The organism is Butyrivibrio proteoclasticus (genome assembly GCF_900115735.1).
Classification (GTDB): Bacteria; Bacillota; Clostridia; order Lachnospirales; family Lachnospiraceae; genus Butyrivibrio; species Butyrivibrio proteoclasticus_B.
Genome location: NZ_FOXO01000052.1, coordinates 1 through 10065, shown reverse-complemented (window position 1 = coordinate 10065; position 10065 = coordinate 1). Strand labels below are relative to the sequence as shown.

The following is a 10065-nucleotide window of genomic DNA, read 5'->3' as shown; positions in this document are numbered from 1 at the left end:
TCCACAGTTTTGTCTGGTTCTGCGTGCCTAACGAAGTATATTCTAGTCATTTAGTCCTCCAGTCATTAATCTTCCAAGAATGCGCATCACATCTATGTTTCTTTGATGATACTATATTAGGGAACAAGAAAAAAGAGACTATCACGAATTATAATCATGAAAAGTCTCTCTATAACTCTTACTTCCCAATCTGCTTAAGGAATTTCTTATCATTCATAATATTCAAGAAAATCTTGTCTCTTTAATCCCAATGTTAGTGTTGGTCTTTCAGACATACTGTCCTCCAATATCTTCGGATATATAAGAACAATCGCATTTTTTAGAAATTATCTTTTTTCAAAGTCACGTATCAGTAAAAGTGTTCTGTACTCTCTATGATTCCATGCTTGTCTTCCTTCTTTCTCCAACATCTTTTCATTCTTAGAAATAGCTTCTTCTAAAGAATAGAACACCTGTCGAAATCCATACTTTTTTTCGTTTTCTGTGTAATTGCACCGGCTCTTGGTCGGTGCTACGTCACAAAAATACAACCTACTGATCTGATGCCAAATCATAGGCTCATGAGTAGACAATCGCTTTTCTTCTATTTCTCCGAAAGGTCTGATTGAATCATAGATCACATCATATCCGGTTTCTTCTTTTACCTCTCGCATCAAGGCTTGATACTCATTTTCACCCTTTTCGATTCCTCCACCGGGGAGTTTCACTTCTCCGAAACAATTCTCTATCATCAACAGTTTGCCATTAATAAAAATAATGCCCCTTACTGCCTCTCGTAATATCTCTTTCATATCCGGAAGATAGTTTTTCTCATCCATAACAAGAATTTTCTTCATTTTAGTTCCTCAAAATCAGACTTGTGCATAGACCATTAACCTGGAACATAATCCAATCAACAAACTTGAATTTGTCGACAGTCTAAGGGAGAATACTTCCGTTTCCAATGAGCACTCTGATGATTCCAATTGCAAACAAATGCGCCGGATAGTAGAGATAAAAAAACCATTTCATGCCTTTCCATTTTCCCCTCTCACCGTTATACTGTTTCAAAATCGGTAATGATAACAGCGTACACATCTGAAGGATTCCGTACGCTTTGTCCATAAAGATAAAATATACGACTGCATAAATTGTTGTCCATATGAGCATCGTAAGCGATTGTTTCTTGAAATCGCCACGATTTATGTACAAGCATACCGGACACATAGCCGCCACGGTTGACCAATCCGATGGAAATGTAATAAGGCAGATTATAAGGATAAAAAAGATTTTTCCCCACTGCGACAACTGATCCGTTGTAAATATAACCATCAAAACCACAGACCACGCAAGAGACCACATTACACTTGTCATATTAAAAAAGCCGTTTGGAATATACGGTATCCCACCTGCGAAGTTATATGCAAAATGAGAAATCACCGCAAAAGTAAATAGCCTGCCAATATATTTTTTGACATCTCGGGTATAATGAAATCCCTCTGCAATGAAGAACCACATTATAGGAGCAGTCAGCCTTCCTATTACGTGTAGCAACATTACCCACCATATTTTCTGACATCCAGGATACAAAAGCCACGTCATATGATCAATTGTCATTGCAAGAATGGCTATAAGCTTTATTTGATTTGAATTTAAGCCTTTCGTCTTTAATGCATTCAATGCGCTCTCCCCCTTTGCATTATACCGGAATTAAATAGTCAGCTTCATTTCTTCCATATTGCATCTACCCCAGGTTTCATCTTTATAGGCAAATGCGTCAGGTGTAAGTTTTCTCACTACAAATCCGGCTTTTTCATAACACCTCATAGCGTGCGTTCTCTCGTCCGTAACCCAGTTTTTCATTGATTCAAAATCATTATCTATTTCAAGTTTTCTTAATTTCATAAATATCCTTATCGCATTATTCTGAAATAAAAAACTATATCGTGCATTCAAGAGCTGGCAAGACTTTTTTCTCTATGAATTCCACACGATCAAAGATCCTTACCTTAAATGTACCAGTAATTCCCACAGATACGTTTTTCTCTTTGTTTACATAGATGATATTTCCGCTGTCGCCAATTGCTGCATATACCTCTTTATCATCGTAGGGCTTGTACCATAAGTAGCCATAATTCATGAAGCCAAAGCGCTCGCCAAGCTTAATGTGAGGCGCCAGCATGTCCTTCAGATATTCTTCGGAGATGAGCCTTTTATCGCCGTGCATTCCGCCGCCCAGCACCATCGCGCCGATAACCGCCATATCTTTTGCCGACATGCACAGTCCCCAGCCTGCGGTAACACAGCCCTGAGGGTCAGAGTACCACTCATATTTCCTTGGATTCTTGCTCATAAAGAAATCAAACTGATCCTCTTTGGAACTGTCACCGTGTGGTATTCGTTTCGGAAGTCCCAGTGGCTCAAAGAGATTTTTGTTAGCAAAATCAATGCATTTTTCGCCCGTAGCTCTCTCAATTATTCCTGCAAGAATCTGAATGCCAAGGGTAGCATACCTGAACTCACCTGTTATTCCATTACGTCCTCCAAGATAATCAAGGATTGCAAGAGTAAAGTCCTGTGAAGTACACACCTTTTTCCAGGGTTCTGACTTACCCTTATACGGAGCTGTCATAGTAAGAAGGTGCCTGATGGTAACGTCATAGATAGTCTTCTCTCCGCGCTTAACGTTGTAATCAGGGAAAAAATCCATCACCTTCTGGTCCAGATTCCTAATGTAGCCCTTATCCAGAGCAATTCCGGCAAGTAATCCCATGACGCCTTTGGTCACGGAATTGACATTCATCGCATCCTCAGTCTTAAATCCATGCCAGCAATCATCATAGACAGCAGAACCGTCTTTGATGGCATAGATCTGGCAGATATTTGACTCATTGCCCGTACTGTTTTCAATGTACTTGTGAAGCTGTTCTTTGTTCATCAAAAAAGCCTCCTATTAGGATAGATTGGACGTCCTAATAAAAGGCTAATTGAATTAGAAATTGTTTTCAAGAAAAATCTTTAATTCTATTTTATTCCGATATAATGCTCATTCCAACAAACTGGAATTGTTAACACTCTGTCTTATTGCACCGGAGGCATAAAGCATAAAATGCAATCGCCAGAAACTGTGATACCACAGACACAGTGACAAGATACACAGGATTCAAATCATACAGGGCACCGAGAAGCCAACTGCCCAGAAACCACGCAATACCAAATCCTGTCTCAAATATTCCGAAACCGGTGCTTCGCATGGAACGCGGGACGATTCCGCTGACAGCTGCTTTCATAATACTTTCCTGCGCACCCATTCCAATCCCCCACAGAATTATCCCAGCTCCGATCAACCAGGCATTTCCAGTCATAAAAACAAAACATGAGAAGAATGTGCTGCATAGTGTGGAAATGATCAGAGCCTTCAGCCCGACCTTATCATAAAGCCAGCCAAAGAATAGTGCAGCAAAGGCATCCACAGCCATTGCCCCAGCATATAGCAGGCTGAGCATGGATTCATTAAATGCTCCGGTATTAGCCGAATGAAGTGTGATCAGGGTGAAGTCTGCAAAGCCAAAAGCAAAAAAGCAGATGGCCGCCATGAACAGAACAAATGACTTCCTGAATTCAAAGCTTGCCGGTTTATCTTCCTGCTTTTCAAAGATCTCCGGATCAGGGTATCTTATCTTTGCTGTCAAAACAAGAGCTATGGTGATCATTGCAGGAACAAGCAGTATCGCAAAAGAGATCCTATACGTTGTAAAAAGGTCATCTGTACCTTTTACAAGAGCTGTTACAAAAAGCAGTACCGGTCCGAGAAACGCGCCAAGCTGATCCAGAAACTCCTGATAGGCAAAGCCTTTTCCGGTTCCGATCTCGCTTGCCGCAAAGCTTACCAATGTGTTTTTGGCAGGCTTTTTTATCGCTTTTCCGATACGCTCCAGGATCACAAGACCGCAGGCCCAAATCCAGCCATGTTCAGGTACGAGTGCCAGTGCAGGAATCGCCAGAGCCTGTATTACATAGCCTGTGATAACAAATGTCCAGTATTTCTTCGTTTTATCTGCTATAAATCCGGATATGAGCCTTAGTGAATACCCGCACAATTCTCCTATACCGGACACAAATCCGATGGTTGCAGCGGATGCCCCTGCGAGGTTCAGATATTCGCCCAATATGCTTCTGGCGCCTTCATGAGTCATGTCCGAAAACAGACTTACGATTCCCATCAGGGTTATAAATATTATGGCGCCAGACAAAGCCCTTTTTTTATCCATGTTCTACTCCACTAATCCCGATTTGCTTATTTCATTATCCTGAAATTCAAAGTTCCATAATTTCTAAATTGTACGAAACCAAAAGCTTTCCATTATCCAAAGAACGGGCATCTTTCTTTAATACACTGCTGGTTCTGCGATGAGAACTCACAGTGTTGCTTCTCATATTCGATCTGCACCCCGTAGTGCTGTCTTACGTACTCTATTCCATGCTTGAACGCAATCATAGCATCTCTTTTACAACATCTTGGGCCATTTATCTGTCCAAGTTCACCTATGGCGCTTGATGTAAATGCCATGTGATCTCCCCATGTGCCATCCTCAGAAAGTGGTCCTGTACCATCAATAATAGAAAGAGCTGCTCCTATAGATGTTATCGCTCCGCATATTCCCCACAGTCCGCACATTGCTCCCGGCATCCGAAGTCCTTCTTTCAAAAGCTTCTCCAAGGCATAGTCTATATCTATTTTACCGCCAGCATTATGATAAGCCATTAAAAGACATGCCCCATCTAATATATGATGCTCTGGCCCATGTATGCTTATATACTCTTTTTTTGCCATTGCCTTAAACATCTTGATAGGATTTACGCCTTTTTCATTACGTATATCTTCAATAATTCTGTTTGCTTTTTCTTCAATAGTCATAAGTAGTTTCTCCCATAAACTAATTATGAAGCTCTGTACTCCATAAGAGTTGTGTTCTGCCATTTTCCAAATCGATCCTTAGCTATTCTTTCCCTATAGCCAATTTCCCTGAAACCACATTTTTTGTGTAAAGCTATACTTGCTTTATTAATTGAGAATATTGCAGAATATATGCTCCAATATCCACATTGCTCAGCCTCTCGGATAATCGTATTTACCAAAGCTGTTCCTATCCCATGACCTCTATAGTTTCTATCAACATATACACTCATTTCAACGCAGCCTTTATATGCACACCTACTTGAAGAAGGACTTAGCGCTATCCAGCCTACAACCTTTCCTTCTTCCTCAAAAACAAACCTGCAATTCTTTATGTGGCCTTCATTCCACTCAGTAAAACTAGGACACTCTGTATTAAAAGTTGATGTTCCCTCTTCTAATCCCTGCTTGTAAATCTCTGCTACTGTCCCCCAGTCTTCATCTCTCATTTCTCTAATCACAGCATTCCACCTCCGATTTTTTTATCGCATCATTATAGATATTTAATGCCTCTAAAACCTGACTCTGTTTTTCCTTTGGAATCATAGAAAAAACTCTCTTAAACTTCATATTCATATCTTTTTCTATTGTATTGAATCTTGCCATTCCTTCATCAGTCAGATTAAGCACTACGCACCTGCGATCCCTTGTTGAAGGTTCTCGCAAAACATATCCTTTTTGAACAAGTTCTTCTACAGATCTGCTTACAGCACTTTTATCCATCTTAAGAAGTTCAGCAAGTTCCTTTACACATATTCCGGGTTTTCTGCCTATCTCAACAACCAGAAAGCATTGAGATGTATTGACGTTACATTGACAGCAATCAGAACTGTTTAGCTTCTCAAGATTACGTTCTAATTCTCTGGTACTTTCTCGAAATAGTTTTACCTTATCCATCGAATGCCCTCCTATGAATTTAAATGATATAATCATTAGTTGTATTTGTCAACTATTTTATGATATGAAAAAGCCACCTAGCCGCTATAAACAACTACGTGGCAATTCCATGGGCATATTCATTAATCCATAACTTTCCAGAATACAGGAATGTTCAGTTCATGAGCCAGTTTCGTCAATAAATATCCTTATCTGTTTCAGTGCATAACCGCATCATCCGCAGTAGATCTGTATCGCACGGTGAGTAAATTCAGCAGTTCCTTCTCCGCCCATCTTATCAATATTTTCGGTGAATTCTCCGCCACCGGCATACATCTTACCAAGTCCGGAAAGAATTTCATTAGAACACTTATAAAAATGCTCGGTAATAAAACTCTGTAGCTTTCTTACCTGATTCTGTACTTCTGCAGAAGCAGGATCCTGATTCTTCATACATCCAAACTCTTCAAAGATTTTCATGAAATTGGCCATCATACTTTCTTCCTCGCTCTTTGAACGCTTTTGGTCCTTCTCTACAAATTCCTTATATTCTGGAGTATTACCCCACCGTTCTTTTGCACGCTTAGCGTATTCGTCTAATTTGCTTGAATCAAATGCTGTAAAATCCAAATGTCTCACTCCTCTCAGTTTTAATCCACGGCACATACTGATCAGATTTTCGATGTGTTCCTTCTTTAATTCTAGAAGTTCTATCTGCTGGTCAAGTGCCAATCTCTTGTCAAAATCAGATCTGGTTACGATATCCTTGATATCCTTAAGCGGAAACTCAAGCTCACGAAACAGTAAAATCTGCTGAAGTCTCTCCAGCGCCGCATCGTCATACAGCCTATATCCGGACTCGGTATACTCCGCCGGTTTTAAGAGTCCTATCTTATCGTAATACTGCAACGTGCGTATACTCACTCCTGTCAGCTTACTCACTTCATTTACTGTCTTCATGGCTATCATCTCCTTCACGTGTGATTACATCATAAACTATTACGTAACGTCATAGTCAAGTAAAAATATATAATTCTGCAAAAAAAGATCGGCATCAAATCCATTTCTGAATTCTTTGCCGATCCTCTGCTTTTCCTTCTTTCGATTGTAAGTCTTTACGCTTGGTACGCTCCTTGTCACTGGATTAAGTTCACTCCAGGTGCGTCTCTGCTTTGCGTGATACTCGCGCTGTGCTTTCTTACTTCGCTTATCCAGCGAAACATACTTGTTCATGACTATTACCTCCATAATATTTTTGGTTGGCCACCCATTATATCGGATGGGCAACTGGCAGTCATTATATCTGCGGATTCTCCTTGCATCGGAGTTTTAACTTCCGATTGAAGCTTTCGTGGAATTATTAAAGAAATACGGAAAAGACAAGTACGAGTTTCACATGCGTGAAACCCAGACCTATGACATAATTGAAGATGTAGCTCACTCGCGCAGCGAAATCGGCATTCTGTATCTCAACCGTTTTAACGAGACAATAATTAAAAAGGCTCTGCGGGACAATGGCCTGATCTTTGAACCACTATTTACCGCAAAGCCTCATGTGTTCATTGGAAAAAACAATCCTCTCGCCCAAAAGAGTTCAATCACCCCGGCTGCAATCCGCCCATCACAACTCACCACAAATTATATAGAAATACTAAAAGAACTCACTTATAGTCAGCCGACACTTCTATAAAAGACCTGTTACCATTGATGTAATCTGTATATGCCGTCTCAGCGTCTTTTCCATGGAACACCTTACAAAGTCCGCACATATCGCAATCTGCAATACATGGAAACCTCTCTTTTATATATGCTCTACGCTCTTCAGTTGTAGAGTCTTTTATCTCAGGTGCATTTAACATAAGTACATATCCTCTCAATGAATCTGCCTGTCCTGGCGATATTTTTCCATGTATTCCATGTTTATCTCGCGGATTTCCTTTTTGCCATCAATATAGTCCTGATAAATATCCCAGGGACTTCCCCCGCCAAGCCAGCAAGATGAACAATTCTCGCAGCCGCCACCGCAATCGAGAGAGTTTTTCACAATCTGCTCCCTCTCTTCTCTTGTTGTATCCTTGATCAGAATTGATTTTCTTTCCATTAGCACCGCCCTCCTTAGGCTAATGATGCCTATTCACTCCTTTAATCAATTTTAACTGAAAGATAATTCACTTTGCCTTGGTTATTACAGCTATGGCACAGGGCATACGCCCGTCAACCACATGGTACCGAACTCCGGTATATCCCTTCTCTTCAAAAAATTTCTTGTAAGAATCTAGGTTAAACTGTCTCTTGAAATCTGCTCCAAGCAAAGTAATAAACTTAACCGCAGCTGTTCCCGTTCCCTTTGACATATTGATATAAGTCGGAATGATGATCCTACCTCCCGGCTTAACTACCCTTTCCAATTCACGAAGCGCCTTCTCCGGGTTAGGCAACAGATGGATCACGTTACCTGCAACCACTTTGTCAAAGCAATCATTTTTGCATTTGATATTTGTAATATCAGCTTTCTTGAACACAACATTCGGATAATTCCGGCATTTCTTGGCAGCCCTCCGAAGCATCCCCGGTGCAAAGTCTGTTGCGATCAGCTTCTTGCACTTCTGCGCAATATATATACTGATTGCACCGGTTCCGCAGGCACATTCCAGCACTTCATCTGAAGGGTCTATAAGCTCTGCAACCTTTTTCCCGGTATCAGTATATACCTTACCGTTATAAATGTTTTCAAATATGTCATATAAAGGTGAAACCTTGTCCCAAAACATATTAATGCTCCTTAGAAGTTAAAATCTTGAAACCACCCAGGCAATGAGCACTGCCAATATCGGAAATCCGATAACTGTAGATACCCACTTACCAATTAGTGTTTTTCCGTAAATGTACGGCATCATATCCTCTGTACCGGGGATGATCCATGCCTTTGTTTTTCCTACCCAGTACCAGTCAATAAACAGTCTGTCAAACAGTCCGGAGATCAGATAGATTACTGTCATCTGAATAGCAGCTGTCTTAAAATCCGATGTGCCATTCACAAAATAGACCATCAGAGGTACCAGAAGAAACTGCGGTGCCATAAGAGCAACAAATGTGATCCCTTCCAATACTACCAGCATCATCTATCTTCTTCCTCCGTCAAATACTCATCATTTTTCCGATATAACTGACTATTGCATTTTATTCTGCTTCTGCCACTTTTCTTGAACTTGTTAAAATAGCAGTCGATTTAATAAGGCTGTACTGCCTTTATTGTAGTTTATTTAATAGTGGCCTCTTCATGCTTTCTGCCCTTCAGTTTCTATTTTTTCTAACGTATCATCAAGAATTGCTTTTCTAAGATCTGTGAGCCACTCTGAAAAAGAAACCGTGTCAAATGCATATGTCTTATTAAGCTCATACTCATTTTCAGACCAGGTATCGATTGGAGACTCATTATGCTGGATCAAAGCCTCAAGCTTATCCAACGACTTGTACAGCTTAGCTTCTTTCGTCTCTTGCGCATCCATTTCTTTATACAGAACCGCTATATCATCCGATAATTCCTTGGGAAGAGACTTGACCCACTGATCTAGAAGAGAATCTTCAACTTCCCTGTCAGCGTCAGTCTTAATGAATGTAGGAATATCTCCCGTGAAGCATTCGCCAAGGTCGTGAATAAGACACATATCAACCACCTTATCGATATCAAGATCTTTAAACTCATGTCTTAAGAGAAATGCCATGAGTGATATACGCCAACTATGTTCTGCAACGCTCTCTGTACGTCTATTAGTTGTAGTACAATGGCGAGGAGTATCCTTCAACCTCTCCGCAACATGTAATATTTCTAAATACTCCCTTGCAGTCATACTTTTTGCTCCTCCTTACTCACCTTCCGCCATTTCTCACAGTTTCTTCATCATCCAATATGCATCCATATAGGAGCCACCAGCATATTTCATGTTATCAGGGAATGTACCAAACTTCTCAAATCCCAACTTCTCATACATAGCAATGGCATCCTTATTCTCTGCCATAACTTCAAGCTCTGCCTGCTCATAGCCTATGTTCTTCGCAACATCAAGTACAGTCTGAAGCATAGCTTTCCCTATACCGCATCCACAGAATTCTTTGTATAGAGCAATTTCAACATCACACCTGTGGCTGTACCTCTTATATGGTGCAATGCTCATAAGGGAGCAATTACCGATATGCTTACCATCAATAAAGGCAACAAGCATAAGCTCACGCTCTGCATCTATTTTAGCCTG

17 protein-coding genes are annotated in these 10065 nt (G+C 40.5%); 1 reads left to right on the top strand and 16 read right to left on the bottom strand.

Annotated elements, in window-relative coordinates; genetic code table 11:
- Positions 1-326: 326 nt before the first annotated feature.
- The 10 genes from BM146_RS18370 to BM146_RS18325 all read right to left on the bottom strand — a co-directional run bounded on the left by BM146_RS18370 (position 327) and on the right by BM146_RS18325 (position 7045).
- Positions 327-836: an NUDIX hydrolase gene (locus BM146_RS18370; RefSeq protein WP_074892068.1), complete on the bottom strand. Its 510-nt coding sequence runs from the start codon at positions 834-836 to the stop codon at positions 327-329.
- A gap of 82 nt (positions 837-918) precedes the next feature.
- Positions 919-1659 carry a TraX family protein gene (locus tag BM146_RS18365; protein WP_074892066.1) on the bottom strand — a complete coding sequence of 247 codons (741 nt, stop codon included), beginning with the start codon at positions 1657-1659 and terminating at the stop codon, positions 919-921.
- A 30-nt stretch (positions 1660-1689) separates the two neighbouring features.
- A complete protein-coding gene (locus BM146_RS18360; protein WP_074892064.1) occupies positions 1690-1884 on the bottom strand; it encodes a hypothetical protein in 195 nt (64 codons plus the stop codon).
- Between the two features lie 34 nt (positions 1885-1918).
- Positions 1919-2917 carry a serine hydrolase domain-containing protein gene (locus BM146_RS18355; protein ID WP_074892062.1) on the bottom strand — a complete coding sequence of 333 codons (999 nt, stop codon included), beginning with the start codon at positions 2915-2917 and terminating at the stop codon, positions 1919-1921.
- A 130-nt stretch (positions 2918-3047) separates the two neighbouring features.
- Positions 3048-4250 (bottom strand): MFS transporter, encoded by a 1203-nt coding sequence (locus BM146_RS18350; protein WP_026527378.1) that lies wholly within the window; start codon positions 4248-4250, stop codon positions 3048-3050.
- Between the two features lie 92 nt (positions 4251-4342).
- On the bottom strand, positions 4343-4897 hold the full coding sequence (locus BM146_RS18345; protein WP_074892060.1) for a DUF5714 domain-containing protein: 555 nt from the start codon (positions 4895-4897) through the stop codon (positions 4343-4345).
- A 23-nt stretch (positions 4898-4920) separates the two neighbouring features.
- Positions 4921-5397: a GNAT family N-acetyltransferase gene (locus BM146_RS18340; protein WP_242826789.1), complete on the bottom strand. Its 477-nt coding sequence runs from the start codon at positions 5395-5397 to the stop codon at positions 4921-4923.
- The gene (locus BM146_RS18335) at positions 5390-5833 is read right to left on the bottom strand and encodes a MarR family winged helix-turn-helix transcriptional regulator (RefSeq protein ID WP_072700521.1); all 444 of its coding nucleotides are present in this window, start codon (positions 5831-5833) and stop codon (positions 5390-5392) included. Before BM146_RS18335 ends, BM146_RS18340 begins: the two co-directional genes overlap by 8 nt.
- Positions 5834-6046: 213 nt before the next feature.
- Positions 6047-6772: a MerR family transcriptional regulator gene (locus BM146_RS18330; protein ID WP_074892058.1), complete on the bottom strand. Its 726-nt coding sequence runs from the start codon at positions 6770-6772 to the stop codon at positions 6047-6049.
- A gap of 39 nt (positions 6773-6811) precedes the next feature.
- On the bottom strand, positions 6812-7045 hold the full coding sequence (locus BM146_RS18325) for a hypothetical protein (RefSeq protein ID WP_074892056.1): 234 nt from the start codon (positions 7043-7045) through the stop codon (positions 6812-6814).
- A gap of 118 nt (positions 7046-7163) precedes the next feature.
- Between BM146_RS18325 and BM146_RS18320 the strand changes: the two genes are divergently transcribed.
- Positions 7164-7502, top strand: coding sequence for a type 2 periplasmic-binding domain-containing protein (locus tag BM146_RS18320; protein ID WP_177201746.1), 339 nt, complete (start codon positions 7164-7166; stop codon positions 7500-7502).
- Here the strand turns inward: BM146_RS18320 and BM146_RS18315 are convergent.
- The 6 genes from BM146_RS18315 to BM146_RS18290 form a co-directional block, all read right to left on the bottom strand.
- Positions 7474-7671, bottom strand: a complete 198-nt coding sequence (locus BM146_RS18315; protein WP_022763540.1) for a hypothetical protein — start codon at positions 7669-7671, stop codon at positions 7474-7476. The genes BM146_RS18320 and BM146_RS18315 overlap by 29 nt on opposite strands.
- Before the next feature lie 14 nt (positions 7672-7685).
- A complete protein-coding gene (locus tag BM146_RS18310; protein ID WP_022763541.1) occupies positions 7686-7913 on the bottom strand; it encodes a hypothetical protein in 228 nt (75 codons plus the stop codon).
- Between the two features lie 67 nt (positions 7914-7980).
- On the bottom strand, positions 7981-8583 hold the full coding sequence (locus BM146_RS18305; protein WP_074892054.1) for a class I SAM-dependent methyltransferase: 603 nt from the start codon (positions 8581-8583) through the stop codon (positions 7981-7983).
- A gap of 18 nt (positions 8584-8601) precedes the next feature.
- A complete protein-coding gene (locus BM146_RS18300) occupies positions 8602-8934 on the bottom strand; it encodes a hypothetical protein (RefSeq protein ID WP_074892052.1) in 333 nt (110 codons plus the stop codon).
- A 156-nt stretch (positions 8935-9090) separates the two neighbouring features.
- Positions 9091-9663 (bottom strand): HD domain-containing protein, encoded by a 573-nt coding sequence (locus tag BM146_RS18295; protein ID WP_074892050.1) that lies wholly within the window; start codon positions 9661-9663, stop codon positions 9091-9093.
- A 36-nt stretch (positions 9664-9699) separates the two neighbouring features.
- A partial coding sequence (locus tag BM146_RS18290) for a GNAT family N-acetyltransferase (protein ID WP_074892048.1) occupies positions 9700-10065 on the bottom strand: 366 nt, incomplete at its 5' end.

Excerpts from the sequence above, each read along its gene's own strand:
- BM146_RS18370 (WP_074892068.1), bottom strand. The coding sequence starts at position 836 with ATGAAGAAAATTCTTGTTATGGATGAGAAAAACTATCTTCCGGATATG.
- BM146_RS18360 (WP_074892064.1), bottom strand. The coding sequence starts at position 1,884 with ATGAAATTAAGAAAACTTGAAATAGATAATGATTTTGAATCAATGAAA.
- BM146_RS18355 (WP_074892062.1), bottom strand. The coding sequence starts at position 2,917 with ATGAACAAAGAACAGCTTCACAAGTACATTGAAAACAGTACGGGCAAT.
- BM146_RS18350 (WP_026527378.1), bottom strand. The coding sequence starts at position 4,250 with ATGGATAAAAAAAGGGCTTTGTCTGGCGCCATAATATTTATAACCCTG.
- BM146_RS18345 (WP_074892060.1), bottom strand. The coding sequence starts at position 4,897 with ATGACTATTGAAGAAAAAGCAAACAGAATTATTGAAGATATACGTAAT.
- BM146_RS18335 (WP_072700521.1), bottom strand. The coding sequence starts at position 5,833 with ATGGATAAGGTAAAACTATTTCGAGAAAGTACCAGAGAATTAGAACGT.
- BM146_RS18330 (WP_074892058.1), bottom strand. The coding sequence starts at position 6,772 with ATGAAGACAGTAAATGAAGTGAGTAAGCTGACAGGAGTGAGTATACGC.
- BM146_RS18325 (WP_074892056.1), bottom strand. The coding sequence starts at position 7,045 with ATGAACAAGTATGTTTCGCTGGATAAGCGAAGTAAGAAAGCACAGCGC.
- BM146_RS18315 (WP_022763540.1), bottom strand. The coding sequence starts at position 7,671 with ATGTTAAATGCACCTGAGATAAAAGACTCTACAACTGAAGAGCGTAGA.
- BM146_RS18310 (WP_022763541.1), bottom strand. The coding sequence starts at position 7,913 with ATGGAAAGAAAATCAATTCTGATCAAGGATACAACAAGAGAAGAGAGG.
- BM146_RS18305 (WP_074892054.1), bottom strand. The coding sequence starts at position 8,583 with ATGTTTTGGGACAAGGTTTCACCTTTATATGACATATTTGAAAACATT.
- BM146_RS18300 (WP_074892052.1), bottom strand. The coding sequence starts at position 8,934 with ATGATGCTGGTAGTATTGGAAGGGATCACATTTGTTGCTCTTATGGCA.
- BM146_RS18295 (WP_074892050.1), bottom strand. The coding sequence starts at position 9,663 with ATGACTGCAAGGGAGTATTTAGAAATATTACATGTTGCGGAGAGGTTG.